Origin of the sequence: Streptomyces lateritius (assembly GCF_014649715.1) — a bacterium.
Classification (GTDB): Bacteria; Actinomycetota; Actinomycetes; order Streptomycetales; family Streptomycetaceae; genus Streptomyces; species Streptomyces lateritius.
Window position 1 is genome coordinate 35,416 of record NZ_BMTO01000002.1, and the last position, 19,773, is coordinate 55,188.

A 19,773-nucleotide genomic window follows, 5' to 3' on the forward strand; every position below is an offset into this window, starting at 1 on the left:
TGGAAACGCCCTGGCGGCGGCCGTGCGGGGGGCCTGCGGGCCCTGTCCGGGGGTGGCGCCTTGCGCCGGTTCGACCAGACCCTCTGACCTGCTGTACAGTCTTCTTCGCAGCCCCCTCGCGGAGCTGCGAACGAGGTCCTGTGGAGCAGTTGGTTAGCTCGCCACCCTGTCAAGGTGGAGGTCGCGGGTTCAAGTCCCGTCAGGATCGCCGCAGAGAAGGCCCGCACCGTGAGGTGCGGGCCTTCTTCGTTTCCTCCGCGTGTATTGACGGCGCCGCCCGTCGCCCGGTACCCCAGACATCAGGGAATCGGGGGCCCACACCGGAGGTGTCGCACATGGCCGCGGCGTCCGCAGCACGTGAGTCGAGACATGAGACACGCGCGCTGCTGCGCGCCCATCTGGCGGCCGCGTCCCGCTACGGACACATCACGCGCCACTGCGCCGTCTGCCATCGCCTGTTGCGGCTCGTCATGGAGCTCCCGGACGTCCCGGACGCGGGCCCCCCGACCGTCCCGGACCCGGACGACACCCAGGACGAAGGTCCCATCAGCCCATGAACGACGGCGGGTTGGGCTTCGTCCGGGGGTGGGACGCCGCTCTTGGCAAGACTTCGCCCGTGTGACGGGTGTCACCGGACGAGTTTGAGAAACCGCTTCACTTATACCCTCCCTACACCGGCCCCATTTAATATGTGCAATTGCACCACACCTCAGGGCGCACGGGCCGACACAAAAAAGATCGCGCTGGACCCGGCGGAGTCCAGCGCGATCGGTGACGAAGAGCCTGTTGGGGCAGGCGCCAGTCGGCAGAGCTAGGGGTGGGCGGTCCAGGTTGGGGGACCCGGAAATGCCCGGTGAAGCGGGGTGTTGCGCGTACCTCAGGCCTCGCTGCGCTGCTGCGGAATGCCCGCCAGCAGGGCGCGGACCTCAGCCTCGCGGTACCGGCGATGTCCACCCAGCGTGCGGATGGACGTGAGCTTTCCTGCCTTCGCCCAACGGGTCACCGTCTTCGGGTCCACACGGAACATCGTGGCAACCTCAGCGGGGGTCAGCAGCGGCTCGGCATCAGGGGTGCGAGCGGTCATGAGCGGCCTCCTCGGGAGAACCGAACCTTCTCGGTTCTTTCCTCTAAATTCTGCACCTTGACCCGCGTTGCCCGAAATGGCGGACGCGAGCCGAGTCGGTTATAGGACGAACGGCTTGTCCTCGGCACTACAACTACACCATCCGTCCAGCCACGTCGGCCAAACCGATGGAATTGCCCTCGCAGGTGTTCATCAGCGGGCGGAAGTCGATGGACCATGCCATAACGGACAGTCACGCCACTGTGACGATCAGTCACAGAGCGATCAGGAGTCCTCAGACCCCCCATAGAGTGCAATGTCGAGCGTTCCGCCCAAAGATGGACGGAAGGAACCCTCCCCGGACTCCTTGTCCTATTTTGGCACGAGGATGGGTGATGGGCGCAAGAGCGCGGTAAGTGCTGTCCGTCACGCTTGAGCCAAAGGCCCGGATCGGGACCCTACGTCCCGTCGCGCCGAAAGATCTTCACAGTGCTTGAAGATCATTTACATCAGGTCGAGGTGTCCTGTCGACGGTCAGTTGGAGAACTGGAGGTTGCGGACCTCGCGCCACCGCTCCGCGAGCCGGCCGTACGCCTCGCTCGCGCCGTCCCCGTCACCGTCCCGGAGGGCCGCCACCGCCTCCGCCACGTCCGCCGCCGACCGGTCCGCCGCCAGCCGCTCCGCGGACAGGGCGTGCACCAGGCCGCCGTAGTCCAGCTCGACCAGCGCCCGAGGGTGGAACTCCTCCAGCCACCGGCCCACATCGACCAGCCCCTCGGTGAGCGGCCCCTCGCCGATCGCCTCCCGCAGGGTCCGCAGCGCCCGCGCCAGCCGACGCCGGGCCTGCACCATCGGCGTGCGGTAGCGGAGGACCGTCACCGTGCCCCGCTCCGGCTCCCCCGGCACGTACGCGCGCTCCTCGTCCGCGAACAGCGCGAACCAGCGCACGGGGACCTGCCAGACCGCCGTACGGATCCACGGCCTCGCGTCCGGGTTCCGCTCCCGCCAGCGCTCGTGGTCCGCCGCCACCTGCTCCCGCACCACCGGCGGCACCATGGCGTCGAGGACCGGCCGCGGCACGGTCCCCGCCTCGGTCAGCTCCTCCAGGGCCAGCCAGCCCCGCATCCGGGTCCGCCACGGGCAGACCACGACCACCCCGTCGACGTCCGCGACAAAGGCGTCACCGCTCTCGTGGACCGGCACCGGCACGGGCGGGGTCGGCAGCAAGTCGGCGAGCGAGCGGCGCAGTTCGTCCTGTGCGGTGCGGGTGTCCGCCCGGCGCGCGTACCGCGCCCAGTGGCCCCGCTCCGGCTCGGGGAACGCCGCCAGCGGCTCGTACACCCGCAGGTAGGTGGCGTACGGAACGAGGACCGAGGAGGCGACCGACATGCCGCGATCCTTCCACGGAGGTAACACCCCGGGGGGTGATCCTCAGCACTGAGGCGGATCTACGCACGCGTAGGACTTACTCTCTTGCCGAACCGGTCCTCCCCCACCCGCAGGGGGGACCCGACCACCGCCGCTTCGTACTTGGGAGTCACCACCGTGACCGATGTGACCGGCGTTCCTGACGTTCCTGCCGACGTATTGCACACCCTGTTCCACTCGGAGCAGGGTGGCCACGAGCAAGTCGTGCTCTGCCAGGACCGCGCCACCGGCCTCAAGGCCGTCATCGCCCTCCACTCCACCGCCCTGGGCCCCGCCCTCGGCGGCACCCGGTTCTACCCGTACGCCTCCGAGGCCGAGGCCGTCGCCGACGCGCTGAACCTCTCCCGGGGGATGTCGTACAAGAACGCCCTGGCCGGCCTCGACCACGGCGGCGGCAAGGCCGTCATCATCGGCGACCCCGAGAAGATCAAGACGGAGGAGCTGCTGCTCGCCTACGGGCGCTTCGTGGCCTCCCTCGGCGGCCGGTACGTCACCGCCTGCGACGTCGGCACGTACGTCGCCGACATGGACGTCGTGGCCCGCACCAACCGGTGGACCACCGGCCGTTCGCCCGAGAACGGCGGCGCCGGCGACTCCTCGGTCCTCACCGCCTTCGGCGTCTTCCAGGGCATGCGCGCCTCCGCGCAGACCCTCTGGGGCGACCCGACCCTGCGCGGCCGCAAGGTCGGCGTCGCGGGCGTCGGCAAGGTCGGCCACTACCTGGTCGAGCACCTCCTCCAGGACGGCGCCGAGGTCGTCGTCACGGACGTCCGCGAGGAGTCCGTGCGCCGGATCACCGACCGGTTCCCGCAGGTCGCCGTCGTCCCCGACACCGACGCGCTGATCCGCGTCGAGGGGCTCGACGTCTACGCCCCCTGCGCGCTCGGCGGCGCCCTGAACGACGAGACGGTGCCGGCCCTGACCGCGAAGATCGTCTGCGGTGCGGCCAACAACCAGCTCGCGCACCCCGGTGTCGAGAAGGACCTCTCGGACCGCGGGATCCTCTACGCGCCCGACTACGTCGTCAACGCCGGTGGCGTGATCCAGGTCGCCGACGAGCTGCACGGCTTCGACTTCGACCGGTGCAAGGCGAAGGCCACGAAGATCTTCGACACCACGCTGGCCATATTCGCACGTGCGAAGGCGGACGGGATCCCGCCGGCCGCAGCCGCCGACCGGCTCGCCGAGCAGCGGATGGCCGAGGCTCGCCGCGGCTGAATCTTGACCAGGGCCGGCCCGGCGGGCAGTGCTCGTGATCGCTCGCGGTGGTGGACTTTGGAGGTTCACCCCAATCGAGAGATGACTCACCCCGGTCGGCGGGTCGGCCCTCCAGAAGAGGTTAAAATCGCGATTGACCAGCGAGGACAGGGCACCTCGATGGTTCTGTACCGGGTCATGTGATGCGTGCGGCGTACCGTATGGCCACGGAAGCAGGTACCGTTGAAGCCCTACGGACCGGTCTCTCCACCGAGAGCCCGTTCTGAACCATGAACGCGTGTCAAGACTCTGGGGCCGTCGAGCCCCGTCACCGAGGGGGTCGAGCCATGGGGCGCGGCCGGGCAAAGGCCAAGCAGACGAAGGTCGCCCGCCAGCTGAAGTACAGCAGCGGCGGGACTGACCTGTCGCGTCTGGCCAGCGAGCTGGGCGCTTCGACTTCGAGCCAGCCGCCGAATGGCGAGCCGTTCGAGGACGACGACGAGGAAGACGACCCGTACGCGCAGTACGCGGATCTCTACAACACGGACGACGAGGACGAGGACGACGAGTCCGGTCCCGGGGCGTCCTCCCAGCGTCGCGCTTGACCTCTTAACAAGGGCGCTGCTCACACCGACACCCGGTCCAGGGATACCTGGACCGGGTTTCTGTGCTGCCCGTACGCGGGCGCCGACCACACACCGCCGTACCGGGCCGTACCCGGAACAGCAGCGCGGGCGGCCCGGAGACGAGACTCCGGACCGCCCGCGGATGTCCTACTTGGCGTAGTCCCCGACCAGCTCGGCGCCCGTCGCACGGTCACCGCGCTCGGTGATCTCGCCCGCGACCCACGCCTCGACCCCGCGGTCCTCGAACGTGGCGAGGGCCACCTCCACGGACTCGGCCGGGACGACGGCCATCATGCCGACGCCCATGTTCAGGGTCTTCTCCAGCTCCAGGCGCTCCACCTGCCCGGCTTTGCCGACCAGGTCGAAGATCCCGCCCGGGGTCCACGTCGAACGGTCGACCGTCGCGTGCAGCCCGTCCGGGATTACGCGGGCCAGATTGGCGGCCAGACCGCCACCCGTGATGTGGCTGAAGGCGTGCACCTCGGCCGTGCGGGTGAGCGCCAGACAGTCCAGCGAGTAGATCTTGGTCGGCTCCAGCAGCTCCTCGCCCAGGGTGCGGCCGAGCTCCTCGACACGCTGCTCGAGACTCATGCCGGCCCGGTCGAAGAGCACGTGGCGGACGAGCGAGTACCCGTTGGAGTGAAGGCCGGAGGACGCCATCGCGATGACCGCGTCACCCGTACGGATGCGATCCGGTCCGAGCAGCCGGTCCGCCTCGACCACGCCCGTACCGGCGCCGGCGACGTCGAAGTCGTCCGGGCCGAGCAGGCCGGGGTGCTCGGCGGTCTCGCCGCCGACCAGGGCGCAGCCGGCCAGGACGCAGCCCTCGGCGATGCCCTTGACGATGGCGGCGACCCGCTCGGGGTGGACCTTGCCGACGCAGATGTAGTCGGTCATGAAGAGCGGCTCGGCGCCGCAGACGACGATGTCGTCCATGACCATCGCGACCAGGTCGTGGCCGATGGTGTCGTACACGCCCATCCGGCGGGCGATGTCCACCTTCGTGCCGACACCGTCGGTGGCGGAGGCGAGCAGCGGACGCTCGTAGCGCTTGAGGGCGGATGCGTCGAAGAGACCGGCGAAGCCACCGAGGCCACCGAGGACCTCGGGGCGCTGCGTCTTCTTCACCCACTCCTTCATCAGCTCGACGGCGCGGTCGCCCGCCTCGATGTCGACGCCCGCGGCTGCGTAGCTGGCGCCGCCCTCGGCACTGGGGTTCTGAGACATGGGTTCAGAGCTTTCGTGTCGTACTGCAGAGAACGCAGGGTCTTACGGGCGACGCAGGGCGTCGGAGGCCGCGGTCGCGGCGGGGCCGGCGGCCAGCTCGGTCTCCAGGAGCTGCTTGCCGAGCAGTTCGGGGTCCGGAAGCTCCATCGGGTACTCGCCGTCGAAGCAGGCACGGCAGAGGTTCGGCTTCTGGATGGTGGTCGCCTCGATCATCCCGTCGAGGGAGATGTACGAGAGCGAGTCCGCGCCGAGCGACTTGCCGATCTCGTCGACACTCATGCCGTTGGCGATCAGCTCCGCCCGGGTGGCGAAGTCGATGCCGAAGAAGCACGGCCACTTCACGGGCGGGGAGGAGATCCGGATGTGGACCTCGGCGGCGCCCGCCTCGCGGAGCATCCGGACGAGGGCGCGCTGGGTGTTGCCGCGGACGATCGAGTCGTCGACGACGACGAGCTTCTTCCCCTTGATGACTTCCTTCAGGGGGTTCAGCTTCAGCCGGATACCCAGCTGGCGGATGGTCTGGGAGGGCTGGATGAAGGTACGGCCGACATAGGCGTTCTTCACCAGGCCCGCGCCGAACGGGATGCCGCTGGCCTCGGCGTAGCCGATCGCGGCCGGGGTGCCGGACTCCGGCGTCGCTATGACGAGGTCCGCCTCGACCGGGGCCTCCTTGGCGAGGCGCCGGCCCATCTCGACACGGGAGAGATAGACGTTCCGTCCGGCGATGTCGGTGTCCGGGCGGGCCAGGTACACGTACTCGAAGACACAGCCCTTGGGCTTCGCTTCCGCGAATCGCGAGGTACGGATGCCGTTCTCGTCGATCGCGATCATCTCGCCCGGCTCGACCTCGCGGACGAAGCTGGCGCCGCAGATGTCGAGGGCGGCGGACTCGGAGGCGACGACCCAGCCCCGCTCGAGGCGGCCGAGGACCAGCGGGCGGATGCCCTGGGGGTCACGGGCCGCGTAGAGCGTGTGCTCGTCCATGAAGACGAGGGAGAAGGCGCCCCGGACATCGGGAAGCACCTTCGCGGCGGCCTGCTCGATGGTGAGCGGCTTGCCGTCCTCGTCGACCTGGGCGGCGAGGAGGGCCGTCAGGAGGTCGGTGTCGTTGGTGGCGGCGACCCGGGTGGAGCGGCCTTCCTTCTTGGGAAGGTCGGCGACCATCTCGGCGAGCTGCGCCGTGTTCACCAGGTTGCCGTTGTGGCCGAGCGCGATGGAGCCGTGGGCGGTTGCCCGGAACGTCGGCTGCGCGTTCTCCCACACGGAGGCACCGGTGGTCGAGTAGCGGGCGTGACCGACCGCGATATGACCCTGGAGGGAACCGAGAGAGGTCTCGTCGAAGACCTGGGACACAAGGCCCATGTCCTTGAAGACGAGGATCTGGGAGCCGTTGCTGACCGCGATTCCCGCGGATTCCTGGCCCCGATGCTGGAGGGCGTAGAGCCCGAAGTACGTGAGCTTTGCGACCTCTTCACCCGGAGCCCAGACACCGAAGACGCCGCAAGCGTCCTGGGGGCCCTTCTCGCCGGGAAGCAGATCGTGATTGAGTCGACCGTCACCACGTGGCACGTCTCCGAGTGTAGGGGAGGTCGACCACTGGTCCGAATTGAGGAAACTGACAGGGTCCCCGAATGGTGTGATCGCACGAAGTGATCCACGGAGCGGCACGTCGGAGACGGTGGAAGGTCCGAACCCAAGGGGCAGGCGGATTCCGGAGCCCAGGGGGCTCGGGCCGGGCGGTGGCTTACCAGTGGGTAACGAGTGATTCCGGGCCGCCCGGTGTGACGGAGCCCTCATGAACCGGCCTCATGGAGAGACGTCCCAGGGGTCGGGACGCCGTTGACAGGTGCACGCGACTTCCGTCAGGCTCCGCTGCATGCAGCCATCTCGTGACCGCTCGGTCACGCTCGTGGAGCGCCGACACGTGGACCTCGTCCGTGTCGCCAGCGCGATCTGTCGCTGCGTCTGCGTCTGACCCCACCCCGCCCCTAGCTAGGCCGTGTCCGTGAAGTCCCGCCCGGACCCGGTCCCGGGCGGTGACAGCGGCGTACCCCCGTCGTCCCCGCACGCCGCGGGCGTACCCCCCTCGTCTCGTCCTCGCACGCCGTCGCACCCACGCCTTCGCCGTGGCCGTCCGCGCCGGCGCCCCTTCACGTGCCCGCCCGCCCAAGGAGACCGCATGCCCACGCCCAGGAACCCCCTGTCCCGACGCGCCTTCGGCGGGGCCGCCGTCGGTGCCGTCACCGCCACCGCGCTCGGGGCCGGCGCACCCGTCGCACAGGCGGCGGAGCGCGAGTTCAGGGCCGCACCCGGCCGCACGTCGCGGCGCCCGAACATCCTGTTCATCCTCGGCGACGACCTCGGCTGGGCCGACCTCTCCTCGTACGGCTCTCCCCACATCCGCACCCCGCACCTCGACCGCCTCGCCCGCCAGGGCGTCCGCTTCACCGACGCCTACTCCGGCTCCGCGACCTGCTCCCCCACCCGGTTCAGCCTCTACACGGGCCGCTTCCCCGGCCGCACCGAGGGCGGTCTCGCCGAGCCGATCGCCGACAGGTCCGCCGGCCTGGAGCCCACCCACCCCACGCTCGCCTCCCTGCTGCGCGAGGCCGGCTACGCCACCGCCCTCATCGGCAAGTGGCACTGCGGCCACCTCCCCGACTACTCCCCCACCCGGTCCGGCTGGGACGAGTTCTTCGGCAACTTCGGCGGCGCCCTGGAGTACTACTCGAAGCTCGGCGGCAGCGGCGACTACGACCTCTACGAAGGCGACGCGCCCTACAAGGACCTGCGCTACTACACCCGCATCCTGACCGAGCGGGCGGCCGAGTACGTGACCCGCGGGCACGAGAGGCCCTGGCTCCTCAACCTGAACTTCACCACCCCGCACTGGCCCTGGATCGCCGACGGCGACGAGGAGGCGAGCGCCGAGATCGTCCGGCGGATCAAGGCGGGCGACCGCGGTGCCCTGTGGCACCAGGACGGTGGCTCGATCGAGAAGTACAAGGAGATGGTCGAGGACCTCGACCGGTCGATCGGCGCGGTCCTCGGCGCCCTGAAGCGCTCCGGCCAGGAGCGCGACACCCTCGTCTTCTTCGCCAGCGACAACGGCGGCGAACGCTTCTCCTACAACTGGCCGCTCGCCGGCAACAAGGGCTCCCTCCAGGAGGGCGGCATCCGCGTGCCGTCCCTCCTGCGCTGGCCCGCCCGGATCGACGGCGGCCAGGTCAGCCGGCTGCCCGTCTTCACCCCCGACTGGACGGCGACCCTGCTCGAACTCGGCGGCGCCCGCCCCCACCCGGCGTACCCGCTCGACGGCACCAGCCTGGCCGGGCACCTGCTGCGGGGCGAGGAGATCGGCGAGCGGGACCTGTTCTGGCGGGTGCGGGGCGAGCGGGCGCTGCGCCGGGGCGAGTGGAAGTACTACCGGGGCAAGAGCGGCCGCGACCAGCTCTTCCACCTCGCCAGGGACCCCCGCGAGCAGGCCGACCGGGCTCCGTACGAGAAGGAGCTGCTCGCCGAGTTGCGGACGGCGTGGGAGCGGACGGACGCCGGTCTGCTGCCGTACGGAAGCCGGGGGGAGTCAGGAGCAGGGAGCCGGGAGCCTCTGCCCGCGGGCCAGGTCGTGTCTTGGGGATGACCGCGAGCCCGGCGAGATCCACGAGACACTAGGACTTCGCGGCCGGGGCCTTCGCGACCGCCGCGAAGCCCTTGCCGTCCGCCGTGGTGAGGGTGAGCCCGCGGTGGCGCAGCTCGTACGTCGCCGAGCCGCCGAAGACCTCGTACAGCTCGGTCTCCAGTTTCATCTCCGGGCCCGAGCACATCATGCGGGTGGTGGTGATCTCCCCGAAGTCGATCGTCCGGCCGGAGATCTCCGCGGTGGTGGAGAACCTGTTGCAGCCGAGGCTGCCCCTGACCTTGCCGTTCTTGTCGATGACGAAGTGGGCCTTCCCCTCGCTGCCCTGGGGCAGCGAGGCGGCGCTCTTCCCGGCGACCAGCGAGTCGACCGTCCAGGTGGTGCCGTTCAGGGGGGCGGCCGGCTCGGAGGTGAGAGCCACGGTGGTCTTGCCGTCCGGCGCGGTGAGGGTGAGCCGCTCCCCGTCCAGCTTCGCCTTGAGACTGCCGGAGAAAGCCTTGTGCAGGGTGGTCTCGAAGCTCGCCAGGTCGGCGGGACAGCCCATCTCGGTCGTCTCGGCCACCGACACGGTGAGCGTGTCGCCGTCGACGGCGACGGCCGCACCGAAGTGGTTGCAGCCGCTGTTGCCCTTCGCCCGGCCGTTCTTCTCGATCTCCACATGCGCGCCGGCCGGCGCGGGGGTCGTCTTCCCGGCGACCGTCACGCTGTCGAAGGACCAGTGGACGCCGGTGACGGGCACGTCGGGGGCGACCGTGCCGGCCCCGGACCCCGTGGCACCGGGATCGGTCCCGGCCTTCTCGGTGCCGCAGGCGGCGAGGGCGAGGAGCGAGGCAAGGACGGTGGCGGTGGTCGTGCGCGGCTTCTGCATGGAGATGGGACGGGCGGGCGGCGCGGACGGTTCCGCCGGGCGCTCAGCGGAGGATCGGCAGCAGCCCGGCGAGGTCCGCGCGCTCCCCGCTCGCGACGACCTTCGCCGCGTTCAGGGCCTCCGCCCAGCCGGTACGGCCCGTCGCCAGGCGGATCCAGGTCAGCGGGTCGGTCTCGACGACGTTGGGCGGGGTGCCGCGGGTGTGACGGGGCCCCTCCACGCACTGGACCACCGCGTAGGGCGGGATCCGCACCTCCACCGCGCCCCCCGGGGCCTTCACGGCGAGCGCGTCGGCGAGGAGGCGGGTGCAGGCGGCCAGGGCCTGGCGGTCGTACGGGATGTCGAGACCGGCCGCCGCGTTCAGGTCGTCGGTGTGGACGACGAGTTCGACGGTCCGGGTGACCAGGAAGTCGGCCAGCCGCATGGCACCGAACCGGGTCGGGACGAGCCGGTCGTCCGAGACGCCCGCGATCCGCTCCTCGTAGCGCGCCGCCGTCCGCTCGTACAGTCCCGGCAGGTCGCTCGCGTCGATCGCCCGGGTGTCCTCGTCGATCCGCGAGGCGGCCGTCGCCGTCACCGTCGGCCAGGCCGGCAGCAGGAGGTCCTGCTTCGCCGGCTCCGGCTCGTCGAGGTGACGGGCGACCGCGCCGACGGCCGTCGTGAGGTGCGCGGCCAACTCCCGTACCGTCCAGTCCCCGAGCCGGGTCGGCCCGTCGAGCTGCTCGGGAGTGAGGGCCACCACCGCCTCCCGTACGTTCCCGAACTGGGCGAGCACGGCGGCCCGGGTCTTGGCGGAGTCGTAACTGCGGGTGCGCTTCTTGGCCGGTGGCATGGGGGCGAGGGTAGTCGGAGACTGGAAAGGGAGGGCCGCGAGTACACCATCACGTACGAGAGGGGTCGAACAGCCATGGCTGAGCACCCTGACAGCGCTCTGGTCCGCAAGGGTTTCGAGGCGTGGAACCGGGGAGACATGGAGACCGTCGGCTCACTGATGACGGCGGACTGCACCCACCACGCGCCCGGTGAGAGCCAGGTCTCCGGGCACTTCAAGGGCCGGGACAACATCATCGGCATGTATGGGCAGATGTTCGAGCTCACCGGTGGAAAGATGCGGGTCGAGCTGGACGGCATCTACGTCGACGGCCGCGGCCACGCCGTCGCCGCGAACAAGTTCTTCGCCGAGCGCGTTGACCGGGGCATCGAGATGAAGGGCGCCCTCATCTTCACCATCGTCGACGGGAAGATCAGCGACATCGACGAGTGCGTCGAGGACATCGAGCAGTCGGACGCCTTCTGGGGCAAGGCGGAGTAGAACCCGAGCCCTGAGGGCCGGGAGCCGCGAGCCCGTGGGACCGTGAGCGCGGACAGCCCCCGCCCGAGGGCGGGGGCTGTCTCACGTACGCCTCCGGTACGCGCGGGCGTCAGGCCAGCAGGGCCGGGATCGTCGCCTCGTGCGCCGTGCGCAGCTCGCTCAGCGCGATGCTGAACTCGCCCTGCACATCGATCTCTTCGCCGTCCACGACACCGATCCGGGTGGCGGGCAGACCCCGCGCACCGCACATGTCGGTGAAGCGGAGTTCCTCGCTGCGCGGGACGGCGACGACCGCGCGGCCGGCCGACTCGCTGAAGAGGAACGTGAAGGCGTCCAGGCCGTCCGGGACGACCAGCCGCGCGCCGGTCCCGCCGCGCAGGCAGGACTCGACGACCGCCTGCACCAGACCGCCGTCGGACAGGTCGTGCGCCGCGTCGATCATGCCGTCGCGGGAGGCCGAGATCAGGATCTCGCCGAGCAGCTTCTCCCGGTCGAGATCCACGGCCGGCGGCAGACCGCCGAGGTGCTGGTGGATCACCTCGGACCAGGCCGAACCGCCGAACTCCTCTCGCGTGTCGCCCAGCAGGTAGAGGAGCTGGCCCTCTTCCGCGAAGGCGATCGGCGTGCGGCGGTTGACGTCGTCGATCACACCGAGCACGGCCACGACCGGCGTCGGGTGGATGGCGACCTCGCCCGTCTGGTTGTAGAGCGAGACGTTGCCGCCGGTGACCGGGGTGCCGAGCTGGAGGCAGCCGTCCGCGAGACCACGGGTGGCCTCGGCGAACTGCCACATCACCGCCGGGTCCTCGGGCGAACCGAAGTTCAGGCAGTCCGAGATCGCCAGCGGCTTGGCGCCTGAGGCGGCGACGTTGCGGTACGCCTCCGCCAGCGCGAGCTGCGCGCCCGTGTACGGGTCGAGCTTCGCGTACCGGCCGTTGCCGTCGGTCGCCATGGCCACGCCGAGGTTGGTCTCCTCGTCGATCCGGACCATGCCCGCGTCCTCGGGCTGCGCGAGGACGGTGTTGCCCTGCACGAAGCGGTCGTACTGGTCGGTGATCCACGCCTTCGACGCTTGGTTCGGGGAGGAGACCAGCTTCAGGACCTGGTCCTTCAGCTCCTCACCGGTCTGCGGCCGGGGCAGCTTGTTCGCGTCGTCGGCCTGGAGCGCGTCCTGCCACTCCGGGCGGGCGTACGGCCGGTGGTAGGTCGGGCCCTCGTGGGCCACCGAGCGCGGCGGTACGTCGACGATCTGCTCGCCGTGCCAGAAGATCTCCAGCCGCTCGCCCTCGGTCACCTCACCGATGACGACCGCGATGACGTCCCACTTCTCGCAGATCTCCAGGAAGCGGTCGACGTGCTCGGGCTCGACGATCGCGCACATGCGCTCCTGCGACTCGCTCATGAGGATCTCCTCGGGCGAGAGCGTGGCGTCGCGCAGGTGGACCCGGTCGAGCTCGACGCGCATGCCGCCGGAACCGGCGCTCGCGAGCTCGCTCGTCGCGCAGGAGAGGCCGGCGCCACCCAGGTCCTGGATGCCCGCGACCAGCTTCTCCTTGAAGATCTCCAGGGTGCACTCGATGAGGAGCTTCTCCTGGAAGGGGTCGCCGACCTGGACGGCGGGGCGCTTGGTGGGCTTGGTGTCGTCGAAGGTCTCCGAGGCGAGGACCGAGACACCGCCGATGCCGTCGCCGCCGGTACGGGCGCCGTAGAGGATCACCTTGTTGCCGGGGCCGGAGGCCTTGGCGAGGTGGATGTCCTCGTGCTTCATCACACCGATGCAGCCGGCGTTGACCAGCGGGTTGCCCTGGTAGCAGGAGTCGAAGACGACCTCGCCGCCGATGTTCGGCAGGCCCAGGCAGTTGCCGTAGCCGCCGATGCCCGCGACCACTCCCGGGAGCACGCGCTTGGTGTCGGGGTGGTCGGCCGCGCCGAAGCGCAGCGGGTCGACGACCGCGACCGGGCGGGCGCCCATGGCGAGGATGTCGCGCACGATGCCGCCGACGCCCGTGGCCGCGCCCTGGTAGGGCTCGATGTAGGACGGGTGGTTGTGCGATTCGACCTTGAAGGTGACCGCGTACCCCTGGCCGACGTCGACGACGCCCGCGTTCTCGCCGATGCCGACGAGCATGGCGTCGTTGGCGGGGGTCTTCTCGCCGAACTGCTTCAGGTGGACCTTGCTGCTCTTGTACGAGCAGTGCTCGGACCACATGACGGAGTACATGGCGAGCTCGGCGCCGGTGGGACGGCGGCCGAGGATCTCGCGGATGCGCGCGTACTCGTCCTCCTTGAGGCCGAGCTCCTGCCAGGGCTGCTCGACGTCAGGGGTCTCGTCGGCGTGCTTGACGGTGTCCAGAGTCATCAGGCGTTGACCAGCTTCTTCAGGATCGAGGTGAAGAATCCGAGCCCGTCGGTACGGCCGGTACCGACCAGCGGCTCGACGGCGTGCTCGGGGTGCGGCATCAGGCCGACGACGTTGCCGGCGGCGTTGGTGATGCCCGCGATGTCGCGGAGCGAGCCGTTGGGGTTCACGTCCAGGTAGCGGAAGGCGACCCGGCCCTCGGCCTCCAGCTCGTCGAGCACGCGCTCGTCGGCGACGTACCGGCCGTCCATGTTCTTGAGCGGGACCTGGATTTCCTGGCCCTGCTCGTAGTCCACGGTCCAGTCGGTGTCCGCGTTCTCCACCCGCAGCTTCTGGTCGCGGCAGATGAAGTGCAGGTGGTTGTTGCGCAGCATCGCGCCCGGCAGCAGATGGGCCTCGGTGAGGACCTGGAAGCCGTTGCAGATGCCGAGGACGGGCATGCCCGCCTTCGCCTGCTCGATGATCGTCTCCATGACCGGCGAGAAGCGGGAGATGGCTCCGGCGCGCAGGTAGTCGCCGTAGGAGAAGCCGCCGGCCAGGACCACGGCGTCGACCTGCTTGAGGTCCTTGTCGCGGTGCCAGAGCGAGACGGGCTCGGCGCCCGCCAGACGGGCGGCCCGCAGCGCGTCCTGATCGTCGAGCGTTCCGGGGAACGTCACGACGCCGATGCGTGTGGTCACGACTGGACCTCGGCGGAAACCTCGGACTCGACCTTGACGACGAAGTCCTCGATCACGGTGTTGGCGAGGAAGGTTTCGGCCATCTCATGGATGCGGGCGAGGGCGGCCTCGTCGACCGGCCCCTCCACCTCCAGCTCGAAGCGCTTCCCCTGACGGACGTCGGCGATCCCCGCGAACCCGAGGCGGGGCAGCGCACGCTGCACCGCCTGTCCCTGGGGGTCGAGGATCTCCGGCTTGAGCATGACGTCGACTACGACGCGTGCCACTGGCACTCCCGGTGGTGTGTTGCGTGGGCGGTTCCCTCAGCGTACCTGCCTCCAAATTCTACGCGGGTAGAAAACTAGAGGACCCTACAAAGGGCACCTAAGACCTCCACGGAAAATTCAAGTGAAATATCGCGCGGCCCATTGCGGCGGGACACGCGGATGCAATTGGCTGGGCTTCACAATGTGAGGCACACCGCTGTACAAAGGAATACAGAGTTGAACAGCATTGCCCCGGGGTAGCCGTAAAGTCGGCGTCGCCGCACGTCAGAGGCGTTGCACGCGCCGAGTACGACACGGCGGGCCGCAGGAAAGGACCGATATCCGTGGCTCAGCGAGTAGTGGTCACTCTCTTCGACGACATCGACGGCGGAGAAGCGGCGGAAACGGTTGCGTTCGGCCTGGACGGGAAGATGTACGAGATCGACCTGAATCCCGCCAATGCAAAGAAACTGCGCAAGGCGCTCGCCCCCTACCTCGCGGCCGGGCGGAAGGTGCCGGGCAGGGCCGCGGCGGCCCGCGTCGGCGGCTCGGCGGGCCCCGTCACTTCCTACAAGCACACCGCCCTCGCACCCGACCCGGCGGCGGTCCGCGCCTGGGCCCAGTCCAACAAGATGGACGTGCCCGCCCGCGGCCGGATCCCGAAGCACGTCTACGAGGCGTTCCGCGAGGCCGGCTGAGGCGGCCGGGCGACACGGCCCGACCTTCCGCCAGGAACGGAGTTGCATTGCACCCCCGCTGATCGGCTAGAGTCTGGATCACGCCGAGGGGCGAGGCCGCAGGGCCGGACCTCACGCAGCGTGCGGGTGTAGTTCAGTAGTAGAACATCCCCCTTCCAGGGGGAAGGCGCAGTGTGCAATTCCTGTCACCCGCTCTGCATCGCATTACCGGCCACTCACGTGGATCAGGTAGAGTGGTGCTCGCACCGCCCAGTGAAAGCTGAGCGGCAGCAATGCGGACGTGGCTCAGTTGGTAGAGCATCACCTTGCCAAGGTGAGGGTCGCGAGTTCGAATCTCGTCGTCCGCTCCATACGAAGAAGCCCCCGGTCCTTTGGGACCGGGGGCTTCTTCGCGTCCGTCACGTGCCCTGCGCCGCAGGTCTCCTCCGTCTGACATTTGTCATGTCCAGTCATGACAGCGCGCACTGCCGGCCGCCCCGGTCCGGCGGAAGGCTGGAGCCATGACCAACGTGATCGAGGCGGAGGACCTCCGCCGGACGTACTCCGGCGGCTTCGAAGCCGTCAACGGGATCTCCCTCGCCGTCCCCCGGGGTGAGGTCTTCGCCCTCCTCGGGACCAACGGGGCCGGCAAGACCTCCACCGTCGAGCTCCTGGAGGGCCTCGCCGCCCCGAGCGGCGGCACGGTCAGGGTCCTCGGCCACGACCCGTACCGGGAGCGGGCCGCCGTCCGCCCACGGATCGGCGTAATGCTCCAGGAGGGTGGTTTCCCCTCCGACCTCACGGTGGCCGAAACCGTACGCATGTGGGCGGGGTGCACCAGCGGTGCCCGGCCCACCGGAGAGGCGCTGGAGGCGGTCGGCCTCGGCGCCCGCGGCGGAGTGCGGATCAAGCAGCTCTCCGGCGGCGAGCGGCGCCGCCTCGACCTGGCCCTCGCGCTCCTCGGCCGCCCCGAGGTCCTCTTCCTCGACGAGCCGACCACCGGCCTCGACGCCGAGGGCCGGCGCGACACCTGGGCGCTGGTCCGCGCGCTTCGGGACGGCGGGACGACCGTGCTCCTCACCACGCACTACCTGGAAGAGGCCGAGTCCCTGGCCGACCGGCTCGCGATCATGCACCAGGGCCGGATCGTCCTCTCCGGCACCCCGGCCGAGGTCACCGCCGCCCAGCCCGCCCGGATCCGCTTCGTCCTCCCCGAGGGCGTGGCGCCCGGCCGGCTCCCGCTCGGCCTGAAGGCCGCGGCCGAGGGCCGGCGCGTGGAGATCCGTACCCACGAACTCCAGGACGCGCTCGGCGAGCTGCTGCTCTGGGCCCGTGACACCGGCGTACGGCTGGAGGGGCTGGACGCCCGTTCGGCCTCCCTCGAAGAGGCCTTTCTGGAGATCGCCTCCCGCACGACCGTGGACGGCACGACCGTGGACCGTACGACTGTGGAAGCAGGGGCCCGATGAAGACGGCCGCGACCGCGACCACGACCGCGAGTACCACCGCGAGCACGACCACCGGCAGCACCGCGGCGGCGCGGCGGATGACCTCGCTGGGCCGGGCGGAGCTCACCCTCCTCGGGCGGAACAAGAACAACCTCTTCATCGCCCTGCTGATGCCGCTGCTGATGATCTTCGTGCTGCGGTCCTCGGTCGCGCAGATGGACTCGGACGCGCTCCCCCTGGGCGTCGCGGGAGCCACCCTCGTCGGCGGCACCGGAATGGTCCTCGTCCTCGTCGTCTACATGGGCCTGGTCTCCGCCTACGTGGCCCGGCGCGAGGAACTGGTCCTCAAGCGGCTGCGCACGGGCGAGGCCCGCGACGTGGAGATCCTCGCCGGGGCAGCCCTCCCGTCCGCCGCCATCGCGCTCCTCCAGTGCGCCGTGCTCACCGTCGGCGGGATCGCCGTCCTGGACGTGCCGGCGCCCGAGCGACCGGACCTGCTGGTGCTCGGACTGGTGGCCGCCGTGGTGCTGCTCACCGGCCTTGCCGCCGTCACCACCGCCATCACCCGCAACGTCGAGAGCGCGGGCCTCACCACGCTGCCGTTCTTCCTCGTCTCGTCGATGGGTTCGGGGATGTTCGTACCGCGCGAGGCGCTGCCGGACACCGTCGCCTCGGTCTGCGCGCTGCTGCCGATGAGCGGGGTCATGGAGTTCGTCCGGGCCGGCTGGTTCGGCGTGAGCGAGGGTGCCGGGGCCGTCGACACCGGCGACCTGCTGACCGCCGCGCTCAACACGCTGGCCTGGAGCGTGATCACCGTGTTTGCTGTCCGGCGGTGGTTCCGCTGGGAACCGCGTCGCTAGTGAGGGGGCTGGACGGTGTCCAGGTTGACGGGGTGGTGGGTTCGCCGCAGCGCGGCGGGCAAGGTCGAGTTGTACACGCGGTGGACCTTCCACTTCTTCGTCCTGGTCGAGATCACCTCCATCGGGGGCGTACCGATCGGGCAGACCGACCGTGACCCGCTCGGTCTGCCGCTCGCGGCCGGCCTGGCGGTGTTCGTCTGCACGCACGCCGTCCTGAACGGCGTCCTCTCCTCCCGCGCCCTCGACTGGGTCCTCGACCGACGCGAGCGGCCGGTCCGGCTCGCGGTCGCGCAGGTGGCCCTGACCGCGGCCGGTGTGCTGACCCTCATCGCGCTGCGGGCCACGGGCGTCCTCACCAACGGGGCGATCGCCGCCGGCGTGATCACCGGCACGATCACGTTCACGCTCGGCAGCCTGGTCATGTGCCTGAAGCGGGTGCGGCACATGCTCTGCGCCGCACCGCTCGCCGCGCTCACGACCGGCACCGCGGTCGCGGCGACGGACGTCGGCGTCCCGGAGGCCCTCGGCTACACGCTCGGCATCCTGCTGGGCGGCGGCGGACTCGTGGCCGCCTGCGGGTTCTCCGCCTGGCTGATGAAGATGGTCTGGGAACTGGAGCGGACCAAGGAGCTCAAGGCGCGCCTCGCCGTCGCCGAGGAGCGGCTGCGCTTCGGGCGCGACCTCCATGACGTCATGGGCCGCAACCTCTCGGTCATCGCCCTCAAGAGCGAGCTCGCGGTCCAGCTCGCGCGGCGCGAACGCCCCGAGGCCGTCGACCAGATGATCGAGGTGCAGCGGATCGCGCAGGAGTCTCAGCGCGAGGTACGCGACGTGGTACGCGGCTACCGGGAGGCCGATCTGCGGGTCGAGCTGGAGGGCGCGCGGGGCGTGCTGAGCGCGGCCGGGATCGCCTGCGCCATGGAATCAGACATGGGGTCGGGCATGGATGCGGGCCTGTGCTCGGGGTTGGGCGCGGGCTTGGGCGCCGGAGACGACGGGCTGCCCTCCGAGGTGCAGTCGGCGCTGGGCTGGGTGGTCCGGGAGACCACGACGAACGTCCTGCGGCACGGGGACCCCTCGCGCTGTGCGATCTCGCTGCGGAGGAAGGACGACGCGGTGGTACTGACCGTGGAGAACGACGGCGTACGGGAGACACCGGGGCCCCGGGCCGGCGGCTCGGGCCTCGCGGGCCTGCGCGAACGGCTCTCGGCCGTCGACGGCACCCTGACGGCGGGGCCCGGTGACGGCGGCACCTTCCTGGTGACGGCGCGCGTGCCCGTACCGCGGCGAGGGAAGGCCGCATGACGTGGGGAGAGGCAGGCGGCAGCGTGGCCGGGGGAGAGGGAGGAATCGGCGTGGGCGGGACGAAGGGAAGCGGCGTGGGCGGGACCGAGGGAAGCGGCGTGGGCGGGACCGTGCGGGTGCTGCTCGCCGACGACGAGCACCTGATCAGGGGAGCTCTCGCCGCGCTGCTCGCGCTCGAGGACGACCTCGTGGTCGTCGCCCAGGCGGCCACCGGCCCCGAGGCGCTCGCCATGGCACGCGCCCACCGGCCCGACGTCGCGGTCCTCGATCTGCAGATGCCGGGAGCCGACGGTGTGAAGGTCGCCACACTGCTGCGCGCGGAGCTTCCGGAGTGCAGGACCATGATCGTGACCAGTCACGGCCGCCCCGGGCACCTCAAAAGGGCGCTCGCGGCGGGGGTGCGCGGCTTCGTCCCCAAGACCGTCAGCGCCCAGCGACTGGCCGAGATCATCCGTGCCGTACACGCCGGAAACCGTTACGTGGACCCGGAGTTGGCGGCCGACGCGATCGCCTCAGGCGATTCCCCGCTGACCGCGCGGGAGGCCGAGGTCCTGGAGCTGGCGGCCGACGGGGCGCCGGTCGCGGAGATCGCCGAGCGGGCCTCCCTCTCGCAGGGAACGGTCCGGAACTACCTGTCGTCGGCGGCCGCGAAGCTCGGCGCCGAGAACCGTCATACGGCGGTGCGTCTCGCGCGGGCGAAAGGTTGGGTATAGTGGTCTCCGCGCTACGGCGCATGCGGACGTGGCTCAGTTGGTAGAGCATCACCTTGCCAAGGTGAGGGTCGCGAGTTCGAATCTCGTCGTCCGCTCCATACGAAGAAGCCCCCGGTCCTTTAGGATCG

At 70.3% G+C, this 19,773-nt stretch carries 20 protein-coding genes and 4 tRNA genes; 15 read left to right on the plus strand and 9 right to left on the minus strand.

From position 1 onward, the window contains the following. Positions 1 to 134: 134 nt before the first annotated feature. Together IE136_RS03465 and IE136_RS03470 are read left to right on the plus strand one after the other, a co-directional pair. Positions 135 to 208, plus strand: a tRNA-Asp gene (locus IE136_RS03465). 127 nt (positions 209 to 335) lie between these two features. Next, positions 336 to 557: a DUF6274 family protein gene (locus IE136_RS03470; protein WP_158988718.1), complete on the plus strand. Its 222-nt coding sequence runs from the start codon at positions 336 to 338 to the stop codon at positions 555 to 557. A gap of 320 nt (positions 558 to 877) precedes the next feature. On the opposite strand, the gene bldC is transcribed toward IE136_RS03470, so the two are convergent. Together bldC and IE136_RS03480 are read right to left on the minus strand one after the other, a co-directional pair. Continuing rightward, entirely contained in the window at positions 878 to 1,084 is a 207-nt protein-coding gene (gene bldC, locus IE136_RS03475) for a developmental transcriptional regulator BldC (RefSeq protein ID WP_003949541.1), read from the minus strand. Positions 1,085 to 1,597: 513 nt separating this feature from the next. After that, positions 1,598 to 2,452 carry a DUF8083 family protein gene (locus tag IE136_RS03480; protein ID WP_189599367.1) on the minus strand — a complete coding sequence of 285 codons (855 nt, stop codon included), beginning with the start codon at positions 2,450 to 2,452 and terminating at the stop codon, positions 1,598 to 1,600. Between the two features lie 156 nt (positions 2,453 to 2,608). Between IE136_RS03480 and IE136_RS03485 the strand changes: the two genes are divergently transcribed. Further along, positions 2,609 to 3,709, plus strand: coding sequence for a Leu/Phe/Val dehydrogenase (locus tag IE136_RS03485; protein WP_189599369.1), 1,101 nt, complete (start codon positions 2,609 to 2,611; stop codon positions 3,707 to 3,709). Between the two features lie 326 nt (positions 3,710 to 4,035). Further along, positions 4,036 to 4,293: a DUF3073 domain-containing protein gene (locus IE136_RS03490; RefSeq protein ID WP_158988715.1), complete on the plus strand. Its 258-nt coding sequence runs from the start codon at positions 4,036 to 4,038 to the stop codon at positions 4,291 to 4,293. Between the two features lie 168 nt (positions 4,294 to 4,461). Here the strand turns inward: IE136_RS03490 and purM are convergent, their stop codons facing one another. Beyond that, positions 4,462 to 5,541 (minus strand): phosphoribosylformylglycinamidine cyclo-ligase, encoded by a 1,080-nt coding sequence (gene purM, locus IE136_RS03495; RefSeq protein WP_158988714.1) that lies wholly within the window; start codon positions 5,539 to 5,541, stop codon positions 4,462 to 4,464. Positions 5,542 to 5,583: 42 nt separating this feature from the next. Continuing rightward, positions 5,584 to 7,110, minus strand: coding sequence for an amidophosphoribosyltransferase (gene purF / locus IE136_RS03500; protein ID WP_158988713.1), 1,527 nt, complete (start codon positions 7,108 to 7,110; stop codon positions 5,584 to 5,586). 307 nt (positions 7,111 to 7,417) lie between these two features. Here purF and IE136_RS36665 point away from each other — a divergent pair, with 307 nt between their 5' ends. Both IE136_RS36665 and IE136_RS03505 read left to right on the plus strand, forming a co-directional pair. Further along, positions 7,418 to 7,516 (plus strand): putative leader peptide, encoded by a 99-nt coding sequence (locus tag IE136_RS36665; protein WP_373308989.1) that lies wholly within the window; start codon positions 7,418 to 7,420, stop codon positions 7,514 to 7,516. A 204-nt stretch (positions 7,517 to 7,720) separates the two neighbouring features. After that, positions 7,721 to 9,181, plus strand: coding sequence for a sulfatase family protein (locus IE136_RS03505; RefSeq protein WP_189599370.1), 1,461 nt, complete (start codon positions 7,721 to 7,723; stop codon positions 9,179 to 9,181). 28 nt (positions 9,182 to 9,209) lie between these two features. On the opposite strand, the gene IE136_RS03510 is transcribed toward IE136_RS03505, so the two are convergent. After that, on the minus strand, positions 9,210 to 10,046 hold the full coding sequence (locus IE136_RS03510) for an META domain-containing protein (protein ID WP_189599371.1): 837 nt from the start codon (positions 10,044 to 10,046) through the stop codon (positions 9,210 to 9,212). A gap of 43 nt (positions 10,047 to 10,089) precedes the next feature. Further along, entirely contained in the window at positions 10,090 to 10,878 is a 789-nt protein-coding gene (locus IE136_RS03515; RefSeq protein WP_189599374.1) for a maleylpyruvate isomerase family mycothiol-dependent enzyme, read from the minus strand. A 75-nt stretch (positions 10,879 to 10,953) separates the two neighbouring features. On the opposite strand from IE136_RS03515, the gene IE136_RS03520 reads away from it, so the two are divergent. Next, positions 10,954 to 11,358 (plus strand): nuclear transport factor 2 family protein, encoded by a 405-nt coding sequence (locus IE136_RS03520; RefSeq protein WP_189599376.1) that lies wholly within the window; start codon positions 10,954 to 10,956, stop codon positions 11,356 to 11,358. 109 nt (positions 11,359 to 11,467) lie between these two features. Here IE136_RS03520 and purL read toward each other — a convergent pair whose 3' ends face one another. The 3 genes from purL to purS are packed head-to-tail and all read right to left on the minus strand — an operon-like array spanning position 11,468 to position 14,663. Then, entirely contained in the window at positions 11,468 to 13,717 is a 2,250-nt protein-coding gene (gene purL, locus IE136_RS03525; protein WP_158988709.1) for a phosphoribosylformylglycinamidine synthase subunit PurL, read from the minus strand. Next, positions 13,717 to 14,397 (minus strand): phosphoribosylformylglycinamidine synthase subunit PurQ, encoded by a 681-nt coding sequence (gene purQ / locus IE136_RS03530; RefSeq protein ID WP_158988708.1) that lies wholly within the window; start codon positions 14,395 to 14,397, stop codon positions 13,717 to 13,719. The genes purL and purQ overlap by 1 nt, the downstream gene beginning before the upstream one ends. Then, positions 14,394 to 14,663 carry a phosphoribosylformylglycinamidine synthase subunit PurS gene (gene purS, locus IE136_RS03535; protein ID WP_158988707.1) on the minus strand — a complete coding sequence of 90 codons (270 nt, stop codon included), beginning with the start codon at positions 14,661 to 14,663 and terminating at the stop codon, positions 14,394 to 14,396. The genes purQ and purS overlap by 4 nt, the downstream gene beginning before the upstream one ends. 323 nt (positions 14,664 to 14,986) lie before the next feature. Between purS and IE136_RS03540 the strand changes: the two genes are divergently transcribed. From IE136_RS03540 to IE136_RS03575, 8 genes are all read left to right on the plus strand, one after another. Beyond that, complete coding sequence (locus IE136_RS03540; RefSeq protein ID WP_189599378.1) at positions 14,987 to 15,340, plus strand: histone-like nucleoid-structuring protein Lsr2; 354 nt, start codon at positions 14,987 to 14,989, stop codon at positions 15,338 to 15,340. Between the two features lie 122 nt (positions 15,341 to 15,462). Beyond that, positions 15,463 to 15,534, plus strand: a tRNA-Gly gene (locus IE136_RS03545). A gap of 80 nt (positions 15,535 to 15,614) precedes the next feature. Then, a tRNA-Gly gene (locus tag IE136_RS03550) sits at positions 15,615 to 15,690 on the plus strand. 150 nt (positions 15,691 to 15,840) lie between these two features. Beyond that, complete coding sequence (locus IE136_RS03555) at positions 15,841 to 16,788, plus strand: ABC transporter ATP-binding protein (protein ID WP_189599380.1); 948 nt, start codon at positions 15,841 to 15,843, stop codon at positions 16,786 to 16,788. Beyond that, positions 16,785 to 17,627, plus strand: a complete 843-nt coding sequence (locus tag IE136_RS03560; protein ID WP_189599381.1) for an ABC transporter permease — start codon at positions 16,785 to 16,787, stop codon at positions 17,625 to 17,627. The genes IE136_RS03555 and IE136_RS03560 overlap by 4 nt, the downstream gene beginning before the upstream one ends. 15 nt (positions 17,628 to 17,642) lie before the next feature. Further along, entirely contained in the window at positions 17,643 to 18,932 is a 1,290-nt protein-coding gene (locus IE136_RS03565) for a sensor histidine kinase (protein ID WP_189599383.1), read from the plus strand. 98 nt (positions 18,933 to 19,030) lie between these two features. Then, positions 19,031 to 19,645: a response regulator transcription factor gene (locus IE136_RS03570; RefSeq protein WP_158994506.1), complete on the plus strand. Its 615-nt coding sequence runs from the start codon at positions 19,031 to 19,033 to the stop codon at positions 19,643 to 19,645. A 22-nt stretch (positions 19,646 to 19,667) separates the two neighbouring features. Continuing rightward, positions 19,668 to 19,743 (plus strand) — tRNA-Gly (locus IE136_RS03575). Positions 19,744 to 19,773 lie beyond the last annotated feature (30 nt).